This window comes from Streptomyces sp. NPDC025651 (assembly GCF_055558735.1).
Genome location: NZ_JBVHLZ010000007.1, coordinates 239,113 through 265,336, shown reverse-complemented (window position 1 = coordinate 265,336; position 26,224 = coordinate 239,113). Strand labels below are relative to the sequence as shown.

Genomic DNA, 26,224 nt, shown 5'->3' with positions numbered 1-26,224 from the left:
TTCAGCTAGCCCGGGCCCATTCTGCCCTGCTCGCCCTCCACCGACTCGGGCGCCCTCACCGGAAGCGGATACGGCGGGGGAGTCCCACCGAACTCCGGACAAACCGCCTGATGGTCGCACCAACCGCACAACTTGGTCGGCCGCGGCCGCCAGTCACCCGTCTCGGTGGCCAGCTCGATCGCCTCCCAGAGCGCGAGCAGCTTGCGCTCCACCCGCTCCAGATCCGCCACGACCGGGTCGTACGTGATCACGTCACCGCTGCCCAGATAGACGAGCTGCAGACGGCGCGGAACGACACCCTTGAGCCGCCACACCACCAGGGCGTAGAACTTCATCTGGAACAGCGCGCCCTCCGCGTACTCCGGACGCGGGGCCTTGCCCGTCTTGTAGTCGACGATGCGGACCTCCCCCGAAGGCGCCACGTCCACCCGGTCGATGATCCCGCGCAGCTTCAGGCCCGACTCCAGCTCGGCCTGCACGAACAGCTCGCGCTCCGCGGGCTCCAGACGCGTGGGGTCCTCCAGCGTGAACCAGCGCTCGACCAGCTTCTCCGCGTCCGCGAGCCAGCGCGCCATGCGCTCGCCCTCGGGATCGTCCGCGAACAGCTCCGTCAGCTCGGGCTTGGCCTCGCGCAGCCGGTCCCACTGGCCGGGGATCAGCGACTTGGCGCGCGGCGCGGTCCGCTCACTGGCGGGCGCGTCGAAAAGACGCTCCAATACCGCGTGCACCAACGTGCCGCGCGTGGCCGCCTCGCTCGGCTTCTCGGGCAGCTTGTCGATCACCCGGAACCGGTAGAGCAGCGGGCACTGCATGAAGTCGCCCGCGCGCGAGGGCGACAAGGACGCCGGGCGCACGGCCGCCACGGCACCGTCGGTGCTGGTTTCCATGAGGACAGACCCTACGACCCGCCACCGACAACGGACGCATACCATCGACGACAGACCCTCTCGCCCTGCATGATCGTGCATGCAACCACGCCATACCGGGGCGAGGGACGCTTCGAACGAGGGGACATCGTGGACGAAAGCGGCGGGAGCGGCAGGCCGCAGTCCGACGGCGCCGAGAGCCGGCGGCCGAGCGACACGGACGGCTCCCCGGAGCCGACGCGTCCGGTCGACACGGCACCGGAGCCGGAGCGCCCGGCCGACGAGGCCGCACGGCCGCCGAGCGGCGACACGGACACGCACCCGGCCGAGCCGCGAAGAAAGCCGGACACCACGCCCGACACGCCGCCGCGCCCCGACCTCACCAAGGCGGCGCGGGAGGAGCGGCCCACCAAACCCCCGCGCACCCCGGCAGGGACAAACCGCACCGGCGACGCCGCCCCCGTCCCGCCCAAGACACAGAAGAACCCCGGCGGGGGCCTTCTCATGGGCAGGCCCTTCGGCGTGCCCGTCTACGTGGCGCCCAGCTGGTTCCTCGTCGCCGCCCTCATCACCTGGGTCTTCGGCGACCAGCTCGACCGCGTCCTGCCCGAGCTCGGCGGCGCCCGCTATCTCGTCTCGCTCTTCTTCGCGGTGGCCTTCTACGCCTCCGTACTCGTCCACGAACTCGCCCACACCGTCGCAGCCCTCCGCTTCAAGCTGCCGGTCCGCCGCATCCAGCTGCAGTTCTTCGGCGGCGTGTCCGAGATCGAGAAGGAGTCGGAGACCCCGGGACGCGAGTTCGTCCTCGCCTTCGTCGGCCCGCTCCTCTCCCTCGTCCTCGCCGGGGTGTTCTACGCCGGGATGCGCGCCGTCGAACCCGGCACGGTGCCCGGCGTCCTGCTCGCGGGACTGATGATCTCCAACCTCATCGTCGCCGCCTTCAACCTCCTGCCCGGCCTCCCCCTGGACGGCGGCCGCATGCTGCGCGCCGTCGTCTGGAAGATCACCGGCAAGCCCATGAGCGGCACCGTCGCCGCCGCCTGGGTGGGCCGCGCCCTGGCCATCTCCGTCCTGATCGGCCTGCCGCTCCTCAACCAGTCCGGCGCCCTCGGCGGCGAGCCCCAGGACATCGGCGGCATGGACACCGTCACCGACGCCCTGCTCGCCGCGATCCTCGCCGCGATCATCTGGACCGGCGCCGGCAACAGCCTGCGCATGGCCCGCCTGCGCGAGCACCTGCCCGAGCTGCGCGCCCGCACCCTGACCCGCCGCGCCGTCCCCGTCGAGTCCGACACCCCGCTCTCCGAGGCGCTGCGCAGGGCCAACGAAGCCGGGGCCCGCGCCCTCGTCGTCGTCGACCCCGACGGCGACCCGGTGGCCGTCGTCCGCGAGGCCGCGATCGTCTCCGTGCCGCAGCACCGCCGCCCCTGGGTCACGGTCGACGGACTCGCCCAGGACATCACCGAGGGCATGCGGGTCTCCGCCGAGCTCGCGGGGGAGGAGCTGCTCGACACCCTGCGGGCCACGCCCGCCACGGAGTACCTCGTCGTCGAGGAGTCCGGCGAGATCTACGGAGTGCTGTCCGCCGCGGACGTGGAGCGCGCCTTCGTCAAGGCCATGGCCAGGCCCTCCTAGCGCAGGACCCGCGGCGGGGTCTGGCCGAAGCCGTGGTCTGCGGCTCCCGCCGCGGCCGGTAGGCTGGTCACATGTCCGAACCGACCGGTGCCGCCCGCCGTCGCGGGCCCTTCAAGGTCGGGGACCAGGTCCAGCTCACCGACCCCAAGGGACGCCACTACACGTTCACGCTCGAGGCCGGGAAGAACTTCCACACCCACAAGGGTTCCTTCCCGCACGACGAGCTGATCGGCGCTCCCGAGGGCAGTGTTGTCCGTACCACGGGAAACGTCGCCTACCTGGCGCTGCGACCCCTGCTCCCCGACTACGTCCTGTCCATGCCCCGCGGCGCCGCCGTGGTCTACCCCAAGGACGCGGGGCAGATCCTGGCCTTCGCCGACATCTTCCCCGGCGCGCGCGTCGTGGAGGCGGGCGTGGGCTCCGGCTCGCTCAGCAGCTTCCTGCTGCGCGCCATCGGCGACCAGGGAATGCTGCACTCGTACGAGCGCCGCGAGGACTTCGCCGAGATCGCCCAGCAGAACGTGGAGCGCTACTTCGGCGGCCCGCACCCCGCCTGGCAGCTCACCGTCGGCGACCTCCAGGACAACCTGAGCGACACCGACGTCGACCGCGTCATCCTCGACATGCTGGCCCCCTGGGAGTGCCTGGAGGCCGTCTCCAAGGCGCTCGTCCCCGGCGGCATCCTGTGCTGCTACGTGGCGACCACCACCCAGCTCGCGAGGACCGTCGAGTCCATCCGTGAGATCGGCGGCTTCAACGAGCCGACGGCCTGGGAGTCGATGATCCGCAACTGGCACATCGAGGGCCTCGCGGTCCGCCCGGACCACCGCATGATCGGCCACACCGGCTTCCTGCTCACCGCCCGCCGCCTCGCGGACGGCGTGGAGCCCCCGATGCGCCGCCGCCGCCCCGCCAAGGGCGCGTACGGCGAGGACTACTCAGGACCGAACGCCGACGGCGGCTCGCCGCGCTGACACGCGCGCGGGCGCCCCGAAGCGGGCACCCCAAAAAGCAGGCGCCGCCGCCGAGTTCCCTGACCGACCAGGGAACTCGGCGGCGGCGCCGTTTCGTTGACGGGACACCAGCGGCGTACCAGAAGAATCAAGAGACCCACCGGACCCCGGTGTTCCACCTCACTGTGACGTATGGCACGATGCTGGCCACCTCCCCCACCGGCACAGCCCTCACAGGAGACATCTCTCTCGTGCAGCACCCCGCCGTCCCGGAACTGGCACACACCTCCGCACGCCCCATCCACTGGCTGGCCACCGCGGCCGCCCTGGCCGCCGTCGTCGCGGGCTCCGCCTTCTTGCAGCCCGACTCCGCGACCGCCGCCCAGACCGACGCCAAGCCGCACTCCAGAGCCGCCGCGGGCGCCCCGGCCCCCGCGCCCGACCCCGCGTCCGTCGACTTCCCGCTGGAGTGCGGCACGGTGAAACCCGTGGTGAAGAAGAAGGCCTCCGGCGACCTCGACGGCGACGGCAGGGCCGAGACCGTGGCCGTCGTCCACTGCCAGGCGGGCTCGGGCACCCCGCCCGACGGGGTCTACGTGATCACCCGCAGCTCCGCGGGCAAACCCCGCGTGGTCGCGACGCTCGTCGACCCCAAGGAGCGGGTGAACGTGAGCGACTTCGCCGTACGCGACGGCGCGGTCACCGCGACCCTGCTCAGCTACTCCTCGCTGGACGTCCCCCGCTGCTGCCCCGACCTGAGCAGCACGGCCGACTGGCGATGGAAGGACGGCGCGTTCGAAAGGACGGTGCACGGCAAGGACAAGCCCGAAGCACGCAGCGTCTGACGCCGGGACGGGTCGGGGCCACGCCACGTGGATCACTCCACGCAGGTCACTCCGCGTCGGGACCGTAGACCTCGACCCTGTCCGAAACGCGGCGCACATGAATGCAGTCGCCCGGGCACTCCTTCGCGGAGTCCACGACGTCGTTGAGGAGCGGCAGCGGCACGGGCGTTGTGGCCCCCGGCGCCTGCAGGAGCTCGTCGTCCCCGCTCTTCACATACGCCAGACCGTCGATGTCCAGCTCGAAGACCTCGGGCGCGTACTGCGCACAGATGCCGTCTCCGGTACAGAGGTCCTGGTCGATCCAGACCTCCAGCAGATCGTGGCCCTCACTGCCGGTCTCGGCCTCGTGCCGCACGGTCATCTCTCCTGCCGGTTGCTGCGCCGAGCAGCCCGACTTTGCAGTAAGTCGGGCCAGCCCTGACGGGTGTTGAACGCTTCGACGATACAACCGCCCGCTTTCCGATGTTGTTGGGTGGGTATTCACCTGGCGTGAGGGAGAAGCGCAAGGGTGAAGATCGGACACACCCCCATCGTCTTTGTGATCTAGGGGTTTCAATCGACACCCACCCAGGTAGGGTCTGGAAGCGTCCAGCTCCCCTTGGAGGAGGTGAGGACCGTGGCAGCCCACGACGACGACATCAACCGCGGCATCCGGCCGGGGCGAGGGTCTGAAGACCCTGCCGGTCAGGTTGCCTATCTCGAGCAGGAAATCGCCGTCCTGCGACGCAAGCTCGCCGACTCTCCGCGTCATACGAGGATTCTCGAAGAGCGGATCGTCGAGCTGCAGACCAACCTGGCCGGCGTGTCCGCGCAGAACGAACGGCTCGCCAACACGCTCCGTGAGGCCCGCGACCAGATCGTGGCCCTCAAGGAGGAAGTCGACCGGCTCGCACAGCCACCGGCCGGCTTCGGAGTCTTCCTCGTGGCGAACGAGGACGGCACCGCCGACATCTTCACAGGCGGCCGCAAACTCCGGGTGAACGTCAGCCCCAGCGTGGAGCTCGAAGAGCTCAGGCGCGGCCAGGAAGTGATGCTCAACGAAGCGCTCAACGTGGTCGAGGCCATGGAGTTCGAGCGCGTCGGGGACATCGTCACCCTCAAGGAGATCCTCGAGGACGGCGAGCGCGCCCTGGTGCTCGGGCACACCGACGAGGAACGGGTGGTACGGCTCGCCGAGCCGCTGCTGGACGTCACCATCCGACCCGGCGACGCCCTGCTGCTCGAACCCCGATCCGGCTACGTCTACGAAGTCGTTCCCAAGAGCGAGGTCGAAGAGCTCGTCCTCGAAGAAGTCCCCGACATCGGCTACGACCAGATCGGCGGCCTGGGCAACCAGATCGAGCTCATCCGCGACGCGGTCGAACTGCCTTATCTCTACCCGGACCTCTTCAAGGAGCACGAACTGCGGCCGCCCAAGGGCGTGCTGCTGTACGGGCCCCCCGGCTGCGGCAAGACGCTGATCGCGAAGGCCGTCGCCAACTCCCTTGCCAAGAAGGTCGCCGAAGTGACCGGACAGGCCGCGGGGAAGAGCTACTTCCTCAACATCAAGGGCCCCGAACTCCTCAACAAGTACGTCGGCGAGACCGAGCGACAGATCCGCCTGGTCTTCCAGCGTGCCCGTGAGAAGGCCAGCCAGGGCACCCCCGTCATCGTCTTCTTCGACGAGATGGAGTCCCTCTTCCGCACCCGTGGATCCGGTGTCAGCTCGGACGTGGAGAACACCATCGTCCCGCAGCTCCTCGCCGAGATCGACGGCGTGGAAGGCCTGGAGAACGTGGTCGTGATCGGCGCCTCCAACCGCGAGGACATGATCGACCCCGCGATCCTGCGGCCAGGACGGCTCGACGTCAAGATCAAGATCGAGCGCCCGGACGCCGAGGCGGCGAAGGACATCTTCGCCAAGTACCTCACCGAGCGACTCCCGCTGCACGCCGACGACCTCGCCGAGCACAGCGCCGACCGGCGCGCCACGGTGCACGGCATGATCCAATCCGTCGTCGAGCAGATGTACGCGGAGTCCGAGGAGAACCGCTTCCTCGAAGTGACGTACGCCAACGGCGACAAGGAAGTCCTGTATTTCAAGGACTTCAACTCCGGCGCAATGATCGAGAACATCGTCGGCCGCGCCAAGAAGATGGCCATCAAGGCCTTCCTCGAAGCGAACCAGAAGGGCCTTCGGGTCTCCCACCTCCTCCAGGCTTGCGTCGACGAGTTCAAGGAGAACGAGGACCTGCCCAACACCACCAACCCGGACGACTGGGCCAGGATCTCCGGCAAGAAGGGCGAACGGATCGTGTACATCCGCACCCTCGTCACCGGAAAGCAGGGCGCGGACACCGGACGCTCCATCGACACGGTGGCCAACACCGGTCAATACCTGTAGAACACAGGGCGGCTGCGGGTGTCCTTCACGGGTACCCGCAGCCGTCTGTTTTTCAATGACAGCAATGATCTCCCCACCAGCGCAAAGGCGTTCTAGGCTCTTCGGTACCGCCGAGTCGCGCAGTGCGGGGACGGGCACCGCACACGCACCGGAGAACCAGCGGTACTTGAGCGCCGTTCCCGAACGGGAGCGCCGCCGGGCAAGGAGGGCCGCATGACCGTACGGCGAGTAATGGGCATCGAGACGGAGTACGGCATCTCCGTCCCCGGCCACCCCAACGCCAATGCCATGCTCACCTCGTCCCAGATCGTCAACGCCTATGCCGCGGCGATGCACCGGGCGCGACGCGCCCGCTGGGACTTCGAGGAGGAGAACCCGCTGCGGGACGCGCGGGGTTTCGACCTCGCCCGCGAGGCCGCCGACGCCAGCCAGCTGACCGACGAGGACATCGGCCTCGCCAACGTGATCCTCACCAACGGGGCGCGGCTCTACGTCGACCACGCACACCCCGAATACAGCTCACCGGAGATCACCAACCCCCGCGACGCGGTCCTGTGGGACAAGGCCGGCGAGCGGATCATGGCAGAAGCCGCCGACCGCGCGGCACAGCTGCCCGGCGCCCAGCCGATCCACCTCTACAAGAACAACACCGACAACAAGGGCGCCTCCTACGGCACGCACGAGAACTACCTCATGAAGCGGGAGACCCCCTTCTCGGACATCGTGCGCCACCTGACGCCGTTCTTCGTCTCCCGGCAGGTCGTCACCGGCGCCGGACGCGTCGGCATCGGCCAGGACGGCCACGAACACGGCTTCCAGCTCAGCCAGCGCGCCGACTACTTCGAGGTCGAGGTCGGCCTGGAGACCACGCTCAAGCGGCCCATCATCAACACCCGCGACGAGCCGCACTCGGACGCCGAGAAGTACCGCAGGCTGCACGTCATCATCGGCGACGCCAACCTCTCGGAGATCTCGACCTACCTGAAGCTCGGCACGACGTCACTGGTCCTCGCCATGATCGAGGACGGCTTCATCGCCGTCGACCTCGCCGTGGACCAGCCGGTGCGCACCCTGCACCAGATCTCGCACGACCCGACGCTCAAGCACCTCGTCACGCTCCGCAGCGGCCGCTCACTGACCGCGGTCCAGCTCCAGATGGAGTACTACGAGCTGGCCCGCAAGTACGTCGAGGAGCGGTACGGCGCCGACGCGGACGAACAGACCAAGGACGTGCTCGCCCGCTGGGAGGACGTACTCGGCCGACTGGAGAGCGACCCGATGAGCCTCTCCGGAGAGCTCGACTGGGTCGCCAAGCGGGAGCTCATGGAGGGCTACCGCCGCCGCGACAACCTCGACTGGGACGCCGCGCGGCTCCACCTGGTCGACCTCCAGTACGCCGACGTACGGGCCGAGAAGGGCCTGTACAACCGTCTGGTGGCGCGGGGCAAGATGAAGCGCCTCCTGGACGAGGCGGACGTCGAGCGGGCCCAGGCCAAGCCTCCGGAGGACACACGCGCGTACTTCCGCGGCCGCTGCCTGGAGCAGTACGCGGACGACGTGGCCGCCGCGTCCTGGGACTCGGTCATCTTCGACCTCCCGGGCCGTGACTCTCTGCAACGGGTGCCCACGCTGGAGCCCCTGCGCGGCACGAGGAACCACGTCAAGGAACTTCTGGACCGCTGCCGCACCGCCGAAGACCTGGTGCGCGTGCTGTCCGGGGGCTGAAAGACCCGGCGCCGGGGAATCATCGAGGTGGTCCCCGGACGTTGAGGAAGCAGGGGCCGATGTCAGACCTCGCTTGTAGGGTCTGATCAAGAACGTCTAACCGAGCGGGGTGAGGTAGATGGCGACCAAGGACACCGGCGGCGGACAGCAGAAGGCGACGCGTCCCACCGAGGAGACCGAGGAGCAGACGCAGGACGCGCAGGCTTCGGAGGACCTCAAGGAACGCCAGGAGAAGCTGAGCGACGACGTGGACTCTGTCCTGGACGAGATCGACGATGTCCTCGAGGAGAACGCAGAGGACTTCGTGAGGTCATTTGTCCAGAAGGGCGGGGAATAGCCTTAATGTCCGATTCGCTTCGGGCGAAGAAGTGCTCACGTTGTCAGCAGGTGCAGCCGCGGGATGCTTTCGCAAGCAACAAGGCGTCCCGCGATGGCCTCCAGGCGTACTGCCGAACATGCTGGGCGGCGTATCACCAGGAACGTCAGATCGCTCGTGGGAAGAGCGTCAGGCCGAAGGTGGAGGCGTCCGAAGGTCACAAGTTCTGCCGCACCTGCGGTGAGATCGAGCCGCACAGCGAATGGGACCGGAACCGAAGCGCTTCGGATGGCTTGGCGACGCTCTGCAAGCCGTGTAAGCGAGCCAAGGGGCGAGCGGGCCACCTGAAGCGCCAGTACGGCATGACCGAAGTCGACCGCGACGAGATGATCGCCTCTCAGATGGGGCTCTGCGTGATCTGTCTGAATGCTCCAGCCGTTCATGTGGATCACTGTCACGAGACGGGTAAGGTCCGTGGCGTACTGTGCTTCAACTGCAATTCGGCCATCGTCAAGTTGGGAGACGATCCCGACACTGTTCGTCGGGCTGCCGCCTACCTGGAGGGAACTTCGTGGAAGCCAACACTCGTAGCACCGGGCGTCTACCAGCTGCCTTCCTGACGCCAGGGTCGTCGTCCTTCATGGACTTCCTGTCCGGGCACCAGCCCGAGATGCTGCCCGGGAACCGGCAACTGCCCCCCACGCAGGGCGTGTTCGAGGCCCCGCACGGCACGACCATCCTGGCCGTGACGTTCCCCGGCGGCGTGGTCCTCGCCGGTGACCGGCGGGCGACGATGGGCAATGTGATCGCCTCGCGCGACATGGAGAAGGTCTTCCCCGCGGACGAGTACTCCGCGGTCGGCGTCGCCGGTACCGCCGGTCTCGCCGTGGAGATGGTCAAGCTCTTCCAGTTGGAGCTGGAGCACTTCGAGAAGGTGGAGGGCGCCACGCTCTCCCTGGAGGGCAAGGCCAACCGCCTCTCCACGATGATCCGCAGCAACCTCGGCATGGCCATGCAGGGCCTTGCCGTCGTGCCGCTCTTCGCGGGCTATGACGTGGACCGCGAGAAGGGGCGCATCTTCTCGTACGACGTCACGGGCGGGCGTTCCGAGGAGCACGGTTTCGCGGCGACCGGTTCGGGTTCGGTCTTCGCGCGCGGTGCGATGAAGAAGCTGTACCACGACGGTCTGACCGAGGAGCAGGCGACGACGCTGGCGGTCCAGGCGTTGTACGACGCCGCCGACGACGACTCGGCGACCGGTGGTCCGGATGTCGGCCGTCGGATCTACCCCATCGTCACGGTGATCTCCGACGAGGGGTTCCGGAGGCTGACGGACGAGGAGTCGTCCGCGATCGCGCGCTCGATCCTGGAGAAGCGCATGGAGCAGCCCGATGGTCCGCGGGCCGCGCTGCTCTGATCGTCCCGAATTCGCCACTGACTGAAGTTTTTTGACAGAAAGGGACGGATCCGGTGTCGACGCCGTTCTATGTATCCCCTCAGCAGCAGATGGCCGACCGGGCGGAGTACGCCCGGAAGGGCATCGCTCGTGGCCGCAGCCTGGTCGTGCTGCAGTATGCCGACGGCATTGTGTTCGTCGGCGAGAACCCGTCCCGTGCGCTGCACAAGTTCAGCGAGATCTATGACCGGATCGGTTTCGCGGCCGCCGGTAAGTACAACGAGTACGAGAACCTCCGCATCGGCGGCGTCCGGTACGCCGATCTGCGCGGGTACACGTACGACCGTGACGATGTGACGGCCCGCGGTCTGGCGAACGTGTATGCCCAGACGCTGGGCACGATCTTCTCCAGCGCGGCCGAGAAGCCGTACGAGGTGGAGCTCGTGGTCGCGGAGGTGGGTGCCACGCGCGAGGGCGACCAGATCTACCGCCTTCCGCATGACGGTTCCATCGTCGACGAGCACGGTTCGCTGGCCGTCGGTGGCAACGCCGAGCAGATCAGTACGTATCTCGATCAGCATCACAATGACGCCATGACGCTGGCGGCGGCTCTCAAGCTGGCGGTGCGTGCGTTGTCGCGCGACACCAACGGCAGTGAGCGGGAGATTCCCGCGGAGCGTCTTGAGGTGGCGGTCCTGGACCGGACGCGGCCGCAGCAGCGGAAGTTCAAGCGGATCGTGGGGCGTCAGCTGTCGCGTCTGCTCGAAGAGGGCGGTGCGTCGGCCGAGGCCGCGGCCGTGACTGAGGACGGCGACGGTGACGCGGGCGCCGGGGCCGCGCCGGAGTCCGGCGGCGACGTCGAGTAGTTCGTTTCGTTCAGGGGTGCGCCCCGTGTTCCGGCCGCCGGGCCGGAACACGGGGCGCACTCGTGTCTTCGGGAGTCAGCGCACGGGGCCCGTCGAGCCGCGGATCACCAGTTCCACGGGGAGTGGGGTGGCGTCGGGTTCGCGTCCTTCCAGGACGTCGATCAGCGTCTCCATGCCGCGCTCCCCGAAGCGCTCGGCGGGCAGTCGGACCGTCGTCAGTTCCGGTTCGACCGCGGTGGCGAGGATCAGGTCGTCGAATCCGGTCACCGAGACGTCCTCGGGGACGCGCAGGCCGAGGCGTCGGGCCGCTTTGCAGACGCCGGCGGAGAGGAAGTCGTCGTCGCAGACGACCGCGGTGGGGCGTGGGCCGGGAGTGGACAGGGCGGCTTCTGCGACGGCGCGGGCGCCTTCGACGTTCAGGGGGGCCGCCACGCGGCGTACTGCCGTGTCGGTGCCGCGCAGGGCTTGTGCGAGGGCGTCGGCGCGGACGTCGAAGGTCCAGGAGTCGACGTCCGCGGCGAGGTGGAGGAAGTCGCGGTGGCCGAGGGTGAGGAGGTGTTCCGTCACTTGGCGCATGCCGTCGGCCAGGTCGAGGTTGACGGTGGCGGCGCCGAGGCTGCCCGCGGGGTCGCTGTCGAGCATGACCAGGGGGAGGTCGTCGCCGCGGATGGTGGCCAGCGCGTCGGAGGCCATGGAGGAGGCGAGGACGCCGTCGAGTGAGGCGCGTGCGGAGGCGAAGGGGTCGCGGGCGGGGCCGACGCCGTCGGGGGAGGGGTAGATGACGACGCCGAAGCCGTGCCGGGCGGCGACGCGGGCGGCTCCGGTGTAGACGTGGGCGAAGAACTCGTTGGTGAGTTCGGGGACGACGAGCAGTGCCGTCCTGGTTCTGCCCAGGCGAAGGTTGCGGGCGGCGAGGTTGGGGCGGTAGCCGAGTTCCCGTGCGGCGGACCGTACGCGTTCGGCGGTGGGCGCGGCGACGCGGCCGCGCCATTTGTCGCCGAGGACGAGGGAGACGGTGGCCTGGGAGACGCCGGCCGCGCGTGCGACATCGCGGCTCGTGGGGCGCGCGCCCCCGGATTCCAGCTGTGGCCCGGCCACTGACACCTCCCGTTTCGTGTCCGCGCTCGGTTTGGCGGTGGACCCGCGGACAGCGCTCATGGTACGTATGACGCCGGACGTTATACGTAAAACCCCGGGCTCGGCGGTGCGGGGGGAGGGCGGGAGAGCATGGCTGCGGGATACACGGAGATCCTCCGGACGCGCTACGCGACACGGCTGCTCGTCGGCACGTTGGTGGGCCGACTGCCCAACGCCACGGCGGCGATCGCGATCGTGCTGTTCATCAGGGCCGAGGGCGGCACCTACAGCCTGGCCGGCGCGCTCGCCGCGGTGTACGGCGTGGCCAACGCCGTGGGTCAGCCGCTGCTCGGCCGTCTCGTCGACCTGCACGGCCAGCCGCGCGTGCAGCTGCCCGCCGCGCTGCTCTCCGCCCTCGGCATGGCGGTCTTCGCCTTCACCGGGCCCGACCAGCTCGCCCTCGCCCATGTCTCCGTGGCCGTCGCGGGGCTGTTCACGCCGCCTCTCGAAGGCGGTCTGCGGGCGCTGTGGCCGAGCGTCCTCGGCAAGGAGGAGCAGGTCCACACGGCGTACGCCATGGACGCCATCGCCCAGGAAGTCATCTTCACCGTGGGGCCGTTGCTCATCACGGGTTGTGTGGCCCTGTGGTCGGAGCAGGCGGCGCTGCTCGTCGTCAACGCCGTCGGTGTGCTCGGTGCCCTGTCCGTGGTGGTGTCCCGGCCCTCGCGCGCCTGGCGCTCGGCCCCGCGCGAGGCGCACTGGCTGGGGGCCCTGCGCGCGCCCGGACTCCTCGCGCTCCTCGGCGCGTTCCTCTTCATCGGCATGGCACTCGGCTCCATCACCGTCGCCGGGGTCTCGTACGCGGACGCGCACGGCGGTGACGCGGTCTACGGCTGGATGATGGCGGCGCTCGGCTTCGGCGCGCTGGTGGGCGGCTCCGTGTACGGGGCGCGGCGGTGGAGCGGCGTACCGGAGCGGCGGCTGACCGTCCTGGTGGCGCTCCTCGCCCTCTGTTACTGGCCGTTGACGCTCACTCCGGGGGCGCTCGCCATGACGGCGCTCACGGCGCTGGCCGGTGTGTTCCTGGCGCCGGCGCTCGCGTGCGCGTTCATCGTCGTGGACCGGCACGCGCCGCGGGGCACGGTCACCGAGGCGTTCTCGTGGCTCGTGACGACCTTCACGGTCGGGGCGTCGCTGGGAACCGCCGCCGCGGGGCCCGTCGTCGAGTGGGGCGGCACGGCGTGGGGGTTCGTGGTGCCGGGGCTCGCGGGCGCCTTCGCTCTCCTGGTTCTTCTGGCCACCGCGCGGGTACTGGTACCGGTCGGGCAATCCGAAGTCGTTGCGGGTTCATCGGAAAATGATCGAAACGGTGCCGTCGAACCCGGTTTCAGTGCCGGGCATCAGGCGTAATGTTCAGTCATGGACCGCCGCATTTTCGGGCTGGAGAACGAGTACGGCGTCACGTGCACGTTCAGGGGACAGCGTCGGCTGTCGCCTGACGAGGTGGCGCGCTACCTCTTCCGCCGTGTTGTGTCATGGGGCCGCAGCAGCAACGTCTTTCTGCGGAACGGCGCCCGCCTGTATCTCGACGTGGGATCACATCCGGAATACGCGACACCCGAATGTGACAACGTGACCGAGCTGGTCACCCACGACAAAGCAGGCGAGCGCATTCTGGAAGGCCTGCTCGTCGACGCCGAACGCCGCCTGCACGAGGAGGGAATCGCGGGCGACGTCTATCTCTTCAAGAACAACACCGACTCGGCGGGAAACTCCTATGGTTGCCACGAGAACTATCTGGTGGCCCGTCATGGAGAGTTCTCCCGGCTCGCGGACATCCTCATTCCGTTCCTCGTCACCCGGCAGCTGCTGTGCGGGGCGGGCAAGGTGCTGCAGACGCCGCGCGGCGCCGTCTACTGCGTGAGCCAGCGTGCCGAGCACATCTGGGAAGGGGTGTCCTCCGCGACCACCCGCTCCCGGCCGATCATCAACACCCGCGACGAACCGCACGCGGACGCCGAGCGCTACCGCAGGCTCCACGTCATCGTCGGCGACTCGAACATGTCCGAGACGACCATGCTCCTCAAGGTCGGCGCCACCGACCTGGTGCTGCGCATGATCGAGGCGGGCACGGTCATGCGCGACCTCACCCTGGAGAACCCGATCCGGGCCATCCGCGAGGTCAGCCACGACATCACGGGCCGCCGCAAGGTGCGCCTGGCCAGCGGCCGCGAGGCCTCGGCCCTCGAAGTACAGCGCGAGTACTACGAGAAGGCGGTGGACTTCGTCGACCGCCGTGGCATCCGCACCGGCACCGTCGAGCAGGTCCTGGAGCTCTGGGGCCGCACGCTGGACGCGATCGAGTCCGAGGACCTCGACCGCATCGGCACCGAGATCGACTGGGTCATGAAGTACAAGCTCATCGAGCGGTACCGCGCCAAGAACAACATGACCATGTCGCACCCGCGGGTCGCCCAGATAGACCTCGCCTACCACGACATCCACCGCCGCCGAGGGCTCTACTACCTCCTGGAGAAGAAGGGGCAAGCCGCCCGTATCTGCAATGACTTGAAGATCTTCGAGGGCAAGTCGGTGCCGCCGCAGACCACCCGCGCGCGGCTGCGCGGGGACTTCATCCGGCGGGCCCAGGAACAGCGCCGTGACTTCACGGTCGACTGGGTGCACCTCAAGCTCAACGACCAGGCGCAGCGCACCGTGTTGTGCAAGGACCCCTTCCGGTCCGTGGACGACAGGGTGGAGAAGCTCATCGCCGGGATGTGACCCGGATGGCTCCCCTGGGGCCGGTGGGATCGGAGTGACGTTGCGGGAACGCAACGCGGGCGCCGTACGTTCCTCGTGCGGCGCCCTTCTCACGCCGTAGAGTTGCGCGCACGCCAACCCACAAGATCGACCGATACGAGGCCCCCACCGTGCGCCGACGTTCCCTTCTCCTTGCCGTCCCGGCCGGCCTGCTGACGCTGGCAGGCTGTGGTGACGACAAGGCCGACAAGGCCAAGTCCAAGCCCACCGACAGCCCGACCAACGCGACGTCGGCCCCGCCGACGGCGAAGATCGTGGACGGACCGCTGCCCGAGATCACGAAGGGCACGAAGTTCGGCGAGAAGCCGACCGTCGCCAAGGGCCCGGGCAAGCCGTCCTCCGACCTCGCGGTCAAGACCCTGATCGAGGGCAAGGGCAAGGAAGTCGTCAAGGGCGACTACCTGCAGGCCAATTACCTCGGCCAGATCTGGGCGACGGCCAAGGTCTTCGACAACTCCTACGACCGCGGCAACCCCACGGTCTTCCCGATCGGCGTCGGCCAGGTCATCCCCGGTTGGGACCAGGCCCTGGTCGGCAAGAAGATCGACAGCCGCGTCGAGCTCGCCATCCCCCCGAAGATGGGGTACGGCGAGGAGGGCAACAAGCAGGCGGGCATCAAGGGCTCGGACACCCTGGTGTTCGTCGTCGACATCGTCGACACCTTCAACGCCAAGAGCTCGGCCAAGGGCAAGGAGGTCGCGCAGTCCAACAAGGACCTGCCCAAGGTCGGTACGAACACGGACGGCAAGGCCCCCTCCATCGACGTCCCCAAGGCCGACGCCCCCAAGAAGCTCGTCGCGAGCTACATCCTCGAGGGCGACGGCGACGAGGTGAAGGAGACCGACGGCCTCCTGTGCCAGTACAAGGGAGTGCTCTGGGCGGACGGCAAGGAGTTCGACTCCTCGTACAAGAGCGGTCAGCTCGCCCAGTTCCAGCTGGCACAGGTCGTCAAGGGCTGGGCGCAGGGCCTGACCGGCAAGAAGGTCGGCAGCCGCGTCCTCATCGTCATCCCGCCCGAGCTGGGGTACGGCGACCAGCCTCCGCAGGGCAGCTCCATCAAGAAGGACTCCACGCTGGTCTTCTGCGTGGACATCCTCGCGAAGGCCTGACCTTCCGGGGATGTAAGACTGTCCGAGCTGACCTTTTCGTATCAAGCAGGAGCATTTTCGTGAGCATCGACAAGCCCGAGGTCGACTTCCCCGTCGGCGAGCCGCCGGCCGATCTGCAGATCAAGGACATCTGGGAGGGTGACGGGGCGGTCGCCAAGGCGGGCGACTTCGTCAAGGTCCACTACGTGGGCGTCGCCTTCAGCACGGGCGAGGAGTTCGACGCCAGCTGGAACCGCGGCAACCCGCTGGAGTTCCAGCTCGGTGCCGGCCAGGTCATCTCCGGCTGGGACCAGGGCGTGCAGGGCATGAAGGTCGGTGGCCGGCGCGAGCTGACCATCCCGGCCCACCTCGCGTACGGCGACCGCGGCGCCGGCGGCGGCCGCATCGCCCCGGGCGAGACGCTGATCTTCGTCTGCGACCTGATCGCGGTCTGAGTCGCGCACCAGGTCGACCGGACCTGGTCACGGAGGGCCCATGCCTGTCTGGCATGGGCCCTCCGGTCGTGCTCCACCGCCCTCGCCGGGATCCCTTCGGGGTGCTGCCCTTGCCCTTGGCTTTTGCCACGACACCCCGGGGCGGTACGGTCATCGGTCGGAAGCACTGTGTGTTGTAAGGCCGAGAAAGGGCGTCGATGGCCATTGCCAAGGCCGAGCGGCTGATGAATCTGGCGCTGTGCCTGCTCGGGACCCGTCGGCCGCTCAGCAAGCGCGAGCTCCGCGAGTCCATTGAGGCCTATCTGGAAGCGGGGTCGGACGACTCCTTCAACCGGATGTTCGAGCGCGACAAGGACGACCTGCGCGAACTCGGCCTGGTCATCGAGACCGTGGAGAACCTCGACGGCGAGGTCGGCTATCTCGCCCGGCGCGACAGCAACCGCCTGCCGCCCATCACGATCGACGCCGAGGAGGCCGCGGCCCTCGGCCTGGCCGCCAAGGTCTGGCAGCAGGCGCGCCTCGCGGGAGCCGCCAGCGGCGCCCTGCAGAAGCTGCGCGCCGCGGGCCTGCCCGAGGACGTCGACCCGTACGAGGCGCACGGCGCCCTGGAGCCGCGCATCCCCGCGCACGAGGCGTCCTTCGAGCCGCTGATGCTCGCCTGCCGCGACCGCCGCCCCGTCGTCTTCGACTACCGCAAGGCGACCGCGGCCCGCCCCGAGCAGCGCCATGTGGAGCCCTGGGCGCTGGAGTGCTGGCGCGGCCACTGGTACCTCGCGGGCTGGGACCGCGACCGGCGCGCCGAGCGCGTCTTCCGGCTCTCGCGGATCACCGGAAAGGTCCGCGCCCGCGCGGGCAAGTACACCGCCGACGTCCCGGACGTCGTCACGGTGCGCGAGACCGTCGCGAGCTGGGCGGGGGAGATCGCCGACCGCACCGCCCTGATCCGGCTGCGCGCGGGCGCCGGCTACCCGCTGCGCGCCAAGGCCGCGTCGGTGCGGGAACTGGGCGACGGCTGGGACGAGTTGGAGATTCCGTACGGCCACGGTCTCGATGCCTGGCTGGTGGAGTTCGGGCCCGACGTGGTGGTCCTGGAGCCCGCGGAGCTGCGGGCCGACGTGGTGGACCGGCTGCGCGCCGTGGCCAAGGGCTGAGGGGGACGGACGAGTATGGCCTCGAACGCCATCGACCAGACGCGGCGGATGCTGTCGCTGGTGACCTATCTGCGCGAGCGTCCCGGCGCCCATGTCGAGGACGTCGCCCGCGCCTTCGGGATCACCCCGGACGAGCTGATCTCCGACCTCGACGTGCTGCCCCTGTGCGGGACCAGCTTCCGCGGCGGCGACCTGCTGGACATCGACACCGACGGCGACCGCATCTGGTGGCACAACCCGGACGACGTGGCGGCCCCGCTGCGGCTCGCCGCCGACGAGGCGACCGCGCTGCTCGTGGCCGCCCGCGCGGTGGCCACGCTGCCCGGCCTGCGCGAGAGCGACCGGCTCGCGCTGCTGCGCGCCACCGCGAAGCTGGAGACCGCGGCGGGCGAGGCGGCGGGCGCCAGCGCACGCCTCTCGGTGACGTTCGAGTCCGAGGGCGGCGTCTTCGCCGACGTCGACCGGGCCATCTCCGAGCGGCGCAGGCTCTGGATCCGCTACTACTCGCCCGCCCGCGACGAGGTCACCGAGCGCGAGATCGACCCCATCCGCCTGGTGAGCGTCGGCCACACGTACGTGGAGGCCTGGTGCCGCCGCTCCGAGGCGCGCCGCACCTTCCGCCTCGACCGCGTCGCCGAGATCAAGATCCTGGACGAGCCGTCCGCGCCGCCCGAGGTCGAGCTGCGCGACCTGTCCGAAGGACTCGTGCAGCCCGCCGCCGAGGACCCCGAGGTCGTCGTCGAGGTCGGCCCCGGCGGCCGCTGGGTCGCCGAGTACTACCCGCACGACAGCGCCGAGGAACTGCCCGACGGCGGCCTGCGGATCACACTGCGCACCCCCGACCCCGCCTCGCTGCGCCGTCTCGCGCTGCGGCTCGGCAGGGACGGGCGGATCGTCTCCCCGGCCCAGCTCGCGGACAGCGCGCGGCAGGCGGCACAGGAGGCCCTCGCGGCGTACGAGAGGGACTACGACAGGCAGGAGCAAGGGCGTTGAGCACACCCACCATGTCCGGATTGCCGGGCGTGCCGTCGCAGCCGCGGCCCGCGCCCGTCCTCTTCACCGCCGCCTGCCCCGACTGCCGCGCCCGCTTCGAGCTCTCCGCGGGCGCGCTGCGGCTCGCGATCGGTGCCAGCCCCCGCACCACCTTCTACTCCTTCACCTGTCCCGAGTGCGGAGCCGCGGTGCGCAAGCCCGCGGGCGAGCGCATCGTCGAACTCCTCACCGGCGGTGGGGTGCGGACGCTGCGCCTGCACTCGACCGTCTAGGCTCGGCGCATGTTCTGGGCGATGCTCGCGATCGCGGCGGGCTTCTTGGGTCTCGCCGTCCTCGGCGTACTGGCGATCAGGGTCTTCGTGGAGGCGCAGCGCCTGAGCCGCCAAGTGACCGAGACCACACGGCAGATCAACCGTGCGGCGGAGGACCTGGAGAAGGCCGCGGCCGGTGTGGCCCGTGCGGGGCGGGAGGCTCTTTAGCCTCCTCGGCCTGTCACCGCGCTGTGGCAGGCGGGTACGCTGCGAATACGGCCCGAAATCGAGGCGGGGGGCCGTACTCGGAGTATGCGCGGGGATTGCCGAGCGTTTACCCCGGGGGGTTACGATCGCTGCCAGCGCGGAGGTCGGATGAATGTCCGGTCTGCGAGCAACCAGACTCCTGTCGCCTCGGTGAAGAAGGTATACAGCTATGGGTAGGCTCGGCCCCACCGAGATCATTCTCATCCTCGTCATCATCGTCCTGCTGTTCGGTGCCAAGAAGCTGCCCGACATGGCGCGCTCGCTGGGCAAGTCGGCCCGCATCCTCAAGAGCGAGGCCAAGGCCATGAAGTCCGAGAGCAAGGACGACGCCGCCGCCCCGGCAGACCCGCCGAGCGACCCGGCCGTCCAGCAGCGCACGATCCAGGCGGCCCCCGGCGACGTGACCAGCTCGCGCCCGGTCAACGAGCCGACCGACCGTACGACGCAGCGCTGATCCAAGGCCGGCGTCGGCCGGCCTGCCGCACGAGATGAGGACGTGGGTTGCTCAAGTCTGCCCGCAAGAAGGAGAAGGACCCCGAGGGGCGGATGCCCCTCGCGGAGCACCTGCGCGAGCTCCGCAACCGGCTCGCGAAGGGCATCCTGGCGATCACGATCGTGTCGATCGTGGCCGCCTACTACAGCGAAGAGCTGATGAGGTTCCTCGCCTCTCCGGTGCCCCGCTGTACCGAAGGCATGGACAGCACGGGCGGCAAGTGCGCCACCGTCGCCTACACCGACCTGCTGTCGCCCTTCACCACCACGGTCAAGGTCAGCGTCATGGCGGGCATCATCATCGCCAGCCCGGTCTGGCTGTACCAGCTGTGGGCGTTCGTCGCGCCCGGCCTGCACAAGAACGAGCGCAAGTACACGTACGCCTTCGTGTCCGCCGCCGTGCCGCTGTTCGCGGGCGGTGCCTGGCTCGCGTACGTGATCATGCCGATCAGCATCCGCGTGCTGCTCGGGATCACGCCCGAAGGCTCTGAGAACATCCTGCCGATGGACAAGATCCTGGACTTCACGGTCCGGATGGTCCTGGTCTTCGGTGCCGCCTTCGAGCTGCCGCTGCTCCTGATCATGATGAATCTGACGGGCATGGTCACCGGCAAGCGCATGGCGGGCTGGTGGCGCGGTGTCGTCATGGGCGTGTTCATCTTCGGCGCGGTCGCGACGCCCACGACCGACCCGTTCGGGATGATCGCCCTCGCGGGCCCGATCGTCGTCCTGTACTTCATGGCCGTCGGCTTCTCGCTCCTGAACGACAAGCGGCGCAGGCGCAAGGACCCCGACGCCGAACTCGACGACGACGAGGCGTCCGACATCGACCTCACCCCCGAGGACGTCGGTGACGTCGAATCGGTGCGGCCGCCCAGGGCGCTGCCCGAGCAGGCGGGCACCGGACGGGCCGACCACCGTGTCAACGGTTTCGACGACGTGACCTGACCTTGTAGGGTCCGGCCGTGACAAGCGAGATCACCCTCTTCGTCAATCCCACCGCGGGCCGCGGCCGGGGCGCCCACGCGGCGCAGCCGGCCGCTTCGGCGTTGCGGGCCCGCGGCTTCTCCGTCCGGACGGTCATCGGCGAGGACGCCCCCGACGCGCTGCGGCGGGCCCGCGAGGCCGTCGACGGCGGCACCGGGGCGCTGATAGCCGTCGGCGGCGACGGCATGGCCAGCCTCGCGCTGCAGGCCGTCGCCGGGACGCGCACCCCGCTCGGGGTGATCGCGGTGGGCACGGGAAACGACTTCGCGCGGGCCCTCGGGCTGCCCGTGCGCGAGCCTGCCGCCGCCGGCGAGATCGTCGCCGAGGCCCTCAAGGGGGCGCGCACGCGCGCCGTCGACCTGGGCAGGGTCGGGGAGACCTGGTTCGGGTCCGTGCTCGCCTCGGGCTTCGACTCGCGGGTCAACGACCGGGGCAACCGGATGCGGTGGCCCACCGGGCGCTTCAAGTACGACCTCGCGATGATCGCGGAGCTCGCCGCCTTCACGCCCATCCCGTACCGCATCACGCTGGACGACGGGGACGTCCACGAGGTCGAGGCCACGCTCGTCGCGGTCGGCAACGGCACCTCGTACGGCGGTGGCATGAAGATCTGTGCCGGGGCCGACATGGCGGACGGGCTCTTCGACGTCACCGTGGTGGGGGAGTGCAGCCGCACGACCCTGCTCACAGTCTTCCCGAGGGTCTACAAGGGCACCCACCTCGACCACCCCAAGGTCACCGTGCACCGGGCCGCCAAGGTGGAGCTGTCCGCCCCCGGCGTCACCGGGTACGCGGACGGGGAGCCGCTGGGCGCTCTGCCGCTGACCGCGCAGTGCGTGGCGGGCGCGGTGCGGATCCTCGCGGCGTGAGCTCCCGATAATGATCGTCCGTTGTCAGTGGTCCCCGGTAGTCTCGAAAGCACGATGACAGAGGACCTCTCACCGGCCGAGCGGTACGCGGCGGCGCGCAAGCGCGCTGTCGAGCAGGCCACCGCACTCGCGTCCTTCCGCGAGATGTACGAATTCGGCCTCGACCCCTTCCAGATCGAGGCCTGCCGGGCGCTCGAGGCGGGCAAGGGCGTGCTCGTGGCCGCCCCCACGGGCTCGGGCAAGACGATCGTCGGCGAATTCGCCGTCCACCTCGCCCTGCTGCAGGGCAAGAAGTGCTTCTACACCACGCCGATCAAGGCGCTCTCCAACCAGAAGTACGCCGACCTCGCCAAGCGGTACGGCGCGGACAAGGTCGGCCTGCTCACCGGCGACAACAGCGTCAACTCCGAGGCCCCGGTGGTCGTCATGACCACCGAGGTCCTGCGGAACATGCTGTACTCGGGCTCGCAGTCCCTCCTGAACCTCGGCTATGTGGTCATGGACGAGGTGCACTACCTCTCCGACCGCTTCCGCGGCGCCGTCTGGGAGGAGGTGATCATCCACCTCCAGGAGTCGGTCACGCTGGTCTCCCTGTCGGCGACGGTGTCGAACGCCGAGGAGTTCGGCGACTGGCTCGACACGGTCCGCGGCGACACCGAGGTGATCGTCTCCGAGCACCGCCCCGTGCCGCTCTTCCAGCACGTGCTCGCCGGGCGCCGGATGTACGACCTCTTCGAGGAGGGCGAGGGCCGCAAGAAGACGGTCAACCCCGACCTCACGCGCATGGCGCGGCTCGAGGCCAGCCGTTCGTACAACCCGCGCGACCGCCGCAAGGGCAAGATGGTGCGCGAGGCCGACCGCGAGCGGGAGCGCCGGCAGAGATCGCGGATCTGGACGCCGGGCCGCCCCGAGGTCATCGAGCGGCTCGACTCCGAAGGGCTGCTGCCCGCCATCACGTTCATCTTCAGCCGCGCGGGCTGCGAGGCCGCGGTCCAGCAGTGTCTGTACGCGGGCCTTCGGCTGAACGACGACGAGGCGCGGACGAAGGTCCGCGAGATCGTCGAGGAGCGTACGGCCTCCATCCCAAACGAGGACCTCCATGTCCTTGGTTACTACGAATGGTTGGAGGGGCTGGAGCGCGGCATCGCGGCGCACCACGCGGGCATGCTGCCCACCTTCAAGGAGGTCGTCGAGGAGCTCTTCGTGCGCGGCCTCGTCAAGGCCGTCTTCGCCACCGAGACCCTCGCGCTCGGCATCAACATGCCCGCGCGCAGTGTGGTGCTGGAGAAGCTCGTCAAGTGGAACGGCGAACAGCACGCCGACATCACCCCCGGCGAGTACACCCAGTTGACCGGCCGCGCCGGCCGCCGCGGCATCGACGTCGAGGGCCACGCGGTGGTGCTGTGGCAGCGCGCCATGAGCCCCGAGCACCTGGCCGGGCTCGCGGGCACGCGCACCTACCCCCTGCGGTCCAGCTTCAAGCCGTCGTACAACATGGCGGTGAACCTGGTCGAGCAGTTCGGGCGGCACCGCTCGCGCGAGCTCCTGGAGACGTCCTTCGCGCAGTTCCAGGCCGACAAGTCGGTCGTCGGGATCTCCCGCCAGGTGCAGAAGAACGAGGAGGGCCTGGAGGGCTACAAGGCCTCCATGACCTGCCACTTGGGCGACTTCGAGGAGTACGCGCGGCTGCGCCGCGAGCTCAAGGACCGCGAGACCGAGCTCGCCAAGCAGGGTGCGGCCCAGCGCAGGGCCGCCGCTGCCGCCGCCCTGGAGAAGCTCAAGCCGGGCGACGTCATCCACGTCCCGACGGGGAAGTACGCCGGGCTCGCGCTCGTCCTCGACCCCGGGCTGCCCGCCGGCCGGGCCAACGGCCACCGCGGCTTCGACCACGTGGACGGGCCGCGCCCGCTGGTGCTCACCGCCGAGCGGCAGGTCAAGCGGCTCGCCTCGATGGACTTCCCGGTGCCGGTCGAGGCCCTGGAGCGGATGCGCATCCCGAAGTCCTTCAACGCCCGCTCGCCGCAGTCCCGGCGCGACCTGGCGTCCGCGCTGCGCACCAAGGCCGGGCACATCGTCCCCGACCGGCACCGCAAGGGCCGCGCGGCGGCCGCCGACGACCAGCACATCGCCCGGCTGCGCGCGGAGCTGCGGGCCCACCCCTGCCACGGCTGCGACGAGCGCGAGGACCACGCCCGCTGGGCCGAGCGGTACTACCGCCTCAAGCGCGACACCTCCCAGCTGGAGCGCCGCATCGAGGGGCGGACGAACACCATCGCCCGCACCTTCGACCGCATCGTCGCGCTCCTGACCGAGCTCGACTATCTGCGCGGCGACGAGGTCACCGAGCACGGCAAGCGCCTCGCCCGGTTGTACGGCGAGTTGGACCTGCTGGCCAGCGAATGCCTGCGCGCCCGCGTGTGGGAGGGGCTGAGCCCGGCCGAACTGGCCGCGTGCGTCTCCGCGTTGGTGTACGAGTCGCGTGTCGGCGACGACGCGCTCGCGCCCAAGCTCCCGTCCGGCGCGGCCAAGGCGGCGCTCGGCGAGATGGTGCGGATCTGGGGCCGCCTCGATGGTCTCGAGGAGGAGTTCAAGATCAGCCAGGCGGAGGGCGTCGGACAGCGCGAGCCCGACCTCGGCTTCGCCTGGGCGGCGTACATGTGGGCGAACGACAAGGGCCTCGACGAGGTGCTGCGCGAGGCGGAGATGCCGGCCGGCGACTTCGTGCGCTGGTGCAAGCAGGTCATCGACGTCCTCGGCCAGATCGCGGCGGCCGCCCCGCGCGAGGGCAGCACGGTCGCGAAGAACGCCCGCAAGGCCGTCGACCAGCTGTTGCGGGGCGTCGTGGCGTACAGCTCGGTGGGCTGACGTGTCGGTGGGCTGACGCGTCGGTGGGCTGACGCGTCGGAGGGTTGACGTGTCGGTGGGCTGACGGGGCGTTCTTGACGGGAGCGGGTGCCGTGGCGGGGGCCGGAGCCCCTGCTGCGGCGGCGCTCTCCGCCGCGGCGCGGGGCGGCAAGCCGGGTTCCGGGGCGCCGTACGGGACCGGATCGGTTTCGGACGGCCCTCGGAGCCCGCCCTCCGGCCCTACCCGTTCGGGTTGCTCGCCACGAACACGGTCGCGCTTCTCGACCACCTGGGCGTCGAACGCGCCGGGCGACGCCCGGGAACCGCCCGGTCCTCGGCAGGCGCGCCGCCGCGGCGATCCGCGGGGCGCGCCTTGAGCGGGAGGTGCTCGGCTTCCTTCGCCGAGGCTAGGCAGCCGCGGCCGCCCGCTGGGCGTCCCGCTTCGCGACCTCCTCGCGGACGATCGGGATCACCTGGCGGCCGAAGTCGATCGCGTCGTCCAGGAGGTCGTAGCCGCGGGCGGAGAGGATCTCCACGCCCAGGTCGTAGTAGTCGAGCAGGGCCTGGGCGACCGTCTCCGGAGTGCCCACGAGCGCCGTGGAGTTGCCCGCGCCGCCGGTCTCCGCGGCGGTCGGTGTCCACAGGGCGCGGTCGTGGCGCTCACCGGACGCGGCCACCGCGAGCAGCCGCTGCGAGCCGGAGTTCTCGGGGTTCTTCAGGGGGTGGCGGCGGGAGAGCGGGGCGCCGGCCTTGCGGGCCTTGATGCGGTCCAGCGTCGCGTACGCCTTCTCCCAGGCCAGCTCCTCGGTCGGCGCGATGATCGGGCGGAACGCCACCTGGATCTTCGGCACGTCGGTGCGGCCCGCGGCCTTCGCCGCCGCCTTCACCGACTCGATCTGCTCGGCGGTCTGCGCCAGGGGCTCGCCCCACAGGCAGTAGATGTCCGCTTCGGCGCCCCCGGCGGCGTACGCGGCGGGTGAGGATCCCCCGAACGAGACGCGCGGATGCGGCTGTTGGACGGGGAAGGTGTCGCTGACGAAGTCCTTGAAGCGGTAGTGCGTGCCCTCGTGGTCGAACGGCTCGTGCGAGGTCCAGGCCTTCTTGATGATCTGGATGGCCTCGCGGGTGCGCTCGTACCGCTCGTCCTTGGTGAGGAAGTCGCCCTCGCGCTGCTGCTCGTGGTCGTTGCCGCCGGTGATGAAGTGGACGGCCAGGCGCCCGTCGCTGATCCGGTCGAGCGTCGCGAAGGTCTTCGCGGCGAACGTCGGGTACGAGACGTTGGGCCGGTGGGCGACCAGGATCTGGAGCTTCTCCGTGCGCGCCGCGATGTACGCGGCGGCGGGGGAGGGGTCGGGGGAGCCGGAGCCGTAGGCGAACAGGACCCGGTCCCAGCCGTGGTCCTCATGGGCCCTGGCGAGCCGGAGCGTGTAGTCCTTGTCGAAGGACGGGCCCGGGCGGGCGGTCACTTCGGAGCCTTCGTTGGTCGCTGCGATGCCGAGGAACTCGACGGGCATGGCGGAGCCTCATCTCTTGCCGCGGTGAAGGTGGAGAAGGGGGGTGGTCTGCGGTGCCGTCAGAGGCAACACGCGGCGGACCACACTCGACCGAAGTCGATGTGGTCGCGGGTGACCAGCCGCGGTTGAGGTGGCATGCGATCAGTGGAACAGGCGTCCATACGAAGCGTCAACCACGGCCCTGAGCGGGCAATTCCCGTTCCCGCCAAGGCCGTTCGAGAGTGTCACTCCATGTGTTCGAATGATCGCCACGCGTGTAAATGGGGCGAGTGTATTCCTGTCGGCAAGGGCTCTGCAGGGGGTTGCCGAATATGACTCGGCGATGATTCCGGCGGACTAAGCTCGCCCGGAGCGCGGCGAGTTGAAACGAGTTGCGATAGATTCGCGCGCTTGTTCCCAAATCTTTCGATAGTTCGTTTTCCTGCTCCTCC

General features: G+C 69.6%; 25 protein-coding genes. 21 read left to right on the top strand and 4 right to left on the bottom strand.

The genetic code is table 11. From position 1 onward, the window contains the following. Window positions 1–5 precede the first annotated feature (5 nt). Window positions 6–887: a RecB family exonuclease gene (locus tag ACZ4D5_RS25315; protein WP_467774673.1), complete on the bottom strand. Its 882-nt coding sequence runs from the start codon at window positions 885–887 to the stop codon at window positions 6–8. Between the two features lie 129 nt (window positions 888–1,016). Between ACZ4D5_RS25315 and ACZ4D5_RS25310 the strand changes: the two genes are divergently transcribed. From ACZ4D5_RS25310 to ACZ4D5_RS25300, 3 genes are all read left to right on the top strand, one after another. Next, window positions 1,017–2,501 carry a site-2 protease family protein gene (locus ACZ4D5_RS25310; RefSeq protein WP_467774672.1) on the top strand — a complete coding sequence of 495 codons (1,485 nt, stop codon included), beginning with the start codon at window positions 1,017–1,019 and terminating at the stop codon, window positions 2,499–2,501. A gap of 71 nt (window positions 2,502–2,572) precedes the next feature. Further along, window positions 2,573–3,475, top strand: coding sequence for a tRNA (adenine-N1)-methyltransferase (locus tag ACZ4D5_RS25305; RefSeq protein WP_362327508.1), 903 nt, complete (start codon window positions 2,573–2,575; stop codon window positions 3,473–3,475). Between the two features lie 230 nt (window positions 3,476–3,705). Next, window positions 3,706–4,299 carry a hypothetical protein gene (locus ACZ4D5_RS25300; protein ID WP_467774671.1) on the top strand — a complete coding sequence of 198 codons (594 nt, stop codon included), beginning with the start codon at window positions 3,706–3,708 and terminating at the stop codon, window positions 4,297–4,299. A gap of 46 nt (window positions 4,300–4,345) precedes the next feature. Here ACZ4D5_RS25300 and ACZ4D5_RS25295 read toward each other — a convergent pair whose 3' ends face one another. Beyond that, window positions 4,346–4,660: a ferredoxin gene (locus tag ACZ4D5_RS25295; protein ID WP_362327514.1), complete on the bottom strand. Its 315-nt coding sequence runs from the start codon at window positions 4,658–4,660 to the stop codon at window positions 4,346–4,348. Window positions 4,661–4,915: 255 nt separating this feature from the next. Here ACZ4D5_RS25295 and arc point away from each other — a divergent pair, with 255 nt between their 5' ends. The 6 genes from arc to prcA all read left to right on the top strand — a co-directional run bounded on the left by arc (window position 4,916) and on the right by prcA (window position 10,985). After that, the gene (gene arc / locus ACZ4D5_RS25290; RefSeq protein ID WP_362327517.1) at window positions 4,916–6,682 is read left to right on the top strand and encodes a proteasome ATPase; all 1,767 of its coding nucleotides are present in this window, start codon (window positions 4,916–4,918) and stop codon (window positions 6,680–6,682) included. Window positions 6,683–6,895: 213 nt separating this feature from the next. Continuing rightward, complete coding sequence (gene dop, locus ACZ4D5_RS25285) at window positions 6,896–8,407, top strand: depupylase/deamidase Dop (protein WP_467774670.1); 1,512 nt, start codon at window positions 6,896–6,898, stop codon at window positions 8,405–8,407. Window positions 8,408–8,525: 118 nt separating this feature from the next. Then, complete coding sequence (locus tag ACZ4D5_RS25280) at window positions 8,526–8,744, top strand: ubiquitin-like protein Pup (RefSeq protein ID WP_150219625.1); 219 nt, start codon at window positions 8,526–8,528, stop codon at window positions 8,742–8,744. A 5-nt stretch (window positions 8,745–8,749) separates the two neighbouring features. Then, window positions 8,750–9,343, top strand: coding sequence for an endonuclease VII domain-containing protein (locus ACZ4D5_RS25275; RefSeq protein ID WP_467774669.1), 594 nt, complete (start codon window positions 8,750–8,752; stop codon window positions 9,341–9,343). Further along, the gene (prcB, locus tag ACZ4D5_RS25270; protein ID WP_467774668.1) at window positions 9,295–10,140 is read left to right on the top strand and encodes a proteasome subunit beta; all 846 of its coding nucleotides are present in this window, start codon (window positions 9,295–9,297) and stop codon (window positions 10,138–10,140) included. The genes ACZ4D5_RS25275 and prcB overlap by 49 nt, the downstream gene beginning before the upstream one ends. 53 nt (window positions 10,141–10,193) lie before the next feature. Continuing rightward, window positions 10,194–10,985, top strand: coding sequence for a proteasome subunit alpha (gene prcA / locus ACZ4D5_RS25265; RefSeq protein WP_467774667.1), 792 nt, complete (start codon window positions 10,194–10,196; stop codon window positions 10,983–10,985). 75 nt (window positions 10,986–11,060) lie between these two features. Here the strand turns inward: prcA and ACZ4D5_RS25260 are convergent, their stop codons facing one another. Further along, window positions 11,061–12,083 carry a LacI family DNA-binding transcriptional regulator gene (locus ACZ4D5_RS25260; RefSeq protein ID WP_467774666.1) on the bottom strand — a complete coding sequence of 341 codons (1,023 nt, stop codon included), beginning with the start codon at window positions 12,081–12,083 and terminating at the stop codon, window positions 11,061–11,063. A gap of 129 nt (window positions 12,084–12,212) precedes the next feature. Here ACZ4D5_RS25260 and ACZ4D5_RS25255 point away from each other — a divergent pair, with 129 nt between their 5' ends. The 12 genes from ACZ4D5_RS25255 (at window position 12,213) to ACZ4D5_RS25200 (ending at window position 24,300) form a co-directional block, all read left to right on the top strand. Then, window positions 12,213–13,472, top strand: a complete 1,260-nt coding sequence (locus ACZ4D5_RS25255; RefSeq protein ID WP_467774665.1) for an MFS transporter — start codon at window positions 12,213–12,215, stop codon at window positions 13,470–13,472. A 9-nt stretch (window positions 13,473–13,481) separates the two neighbouring features. Continuing rightward, the gene (gene pafA, locus ACZ4D5_RS25250; RefSeq protein WP_055567245.1) at window positions 13,482–14,843 is read left to right on the top strand and encodes a Pup--protein ligase; all 1,362 of its coding nucleotides are present in this window, start codon (window positions 13,482–13,484) and stop codon (window positions 14,841–14,843) included. Window positions 14,844–14,992: 149 nt separating this feature from the next. Beyond that, entirely contained in the window at window positions 14,993–15,991 is a 999-nt protein-coding gene (locus ACZ4D5_RS25245) for an FKBP-type peptidyl-prolyl cis-trans isomerase (RefSeq protein WP_467774664.1), read from the top strand. Between the two features lie 59 nt (window positions 15,992–16,050). After that, window positions 16,051–16,425: an FKBP-type peptidyl-prolyl cis-trans isomerase gene (locus ACZ4D5_RS25240; protein ID WP_467774663.1), complete on the top strand. Its 375-nt coding sequence runs from the start codon at window positions 16,051–16,053 to the stop codon at window positions 16,423–16,425. Between the two features lie 197 nt (window positions 16,426–16,622). Continuing rightward, on the top strand, window positions 16,623–17,576 hold the full coding sequence (locus ACZ4D5_RS25235) for a helix-turn-helix transcriptional regulator (protein ID WP_467774662.1): 954 nt from the start codon (window positions 16,623–16,625) through the stop codon (window positions 17,574–17,576). Between the two features lie 15 nt (window positions 17,577–17,591). Next, a complete protein-coding gene (locus ACZ4D5_RS25230) occupies window positions 17,592–18,569 on the top strand; it encodes a helix-turn-helix transcriptional regulator (protein WP_362327544.1) in 978 nt (325 codons plus the stop codon). A gap of 11 nt (window positions 18,570–18,580) precedes the next feature. Then, window positions 18,581–18,841: a hypothetical protein gene (locus ACZ4D5_RS25225; RefSeq protein WP_467774889.1), complete on the top strand. Its 261-nt coding sequence runs from the start codon at window positions 18,581–18,583 to the stop codon at window positions 18,839–18,841. Window positions 18,842–18,850: 9 nt separating this feature from the next. Beyond that, entirely contained in the window at window positions 18,851–19,048 is a 198-nt protein-coding gene (locus ACZ4D5_RS25220) for a hypothetical protein (RefSeq protein ID WP_467774661.1), read from the top strand. A 208-nt stretch (window positions 19,049–19,256) separates the two neighbouring features. Next, window positions 19,257–19,541, top strand: a complete 285-nt coding sequence (gene tatA, locus ACZ4D5_RS25215) for a Sec-independent protein translocase subunit TatA (protein ID WP_467774660.1) — start codon at window positions 19,257–19,259, stop codon at window positions 19,539–19,541. A gap of 92 nt (window positions 19,542–19,633) precedes the next feature. Next, the gene (gene tatC / locus ACZ4D5_RS25210) at window positions 19,634–20,527 is read left to right on the top strand and encodes a twin-arginine translocase subunit TatC (RefSeq protein WP_467774888.1); all 894 of its coding nucleotides are present in this window, start codon (window positions 19,634–19,636) and stop codon (window positions 20,525–20,527) included. 17 nt (window positions 20,528–20,544) lie between these two features. Then, window positions 20,545–21,435 (top strand): diacylglycerol kinase, encoded by an 891-nt coding sequence (locus tag ACZ4D5_RS25205; RefSeq protein WP_467774659.1) that lies wholly within the window; start codon window positions 20,545–20,547, stop codon window positions 21,433–21,435. 54 nt (window positions 21,436–21,489) lie between these two features. Then, window positions 21,490–24,300 carry a DEAD/DEAH box helicase gene (locus tag ACZ4D5_RS25200; RefSeq protein ID WP_467774658.1) on the top strand — a complete coding sequence of 937 codons (2,811 nt, stop codon included), beginning with the start codon at window positions 21,490–21,492 and terminating at the stop codon, window positions 24,298–24,300. Window positions 24,301–24,686: 386 nt separating this feature from the next. Here ACZ4D5_RS25200 and ACZ4D5_RS25195 read toward each other — a convergent pair whose 3' ends face one another. Further along, the gene (locus ACZ4D5_RS25195) at window positions 24,687–25,793 is read right to left on the bottom strand and encodes an LLM class flavin-dependent oxidoreductase (RefSeq protein WP_467774657.1); all 1,107 of its coding nucleotides are present in this window, start codon (window positions 25,791–25,793) and stop codon (window positions 24,687–24,689) included. Window positions 25,794–26,224 lie beyond the last annotated feature (431 nt).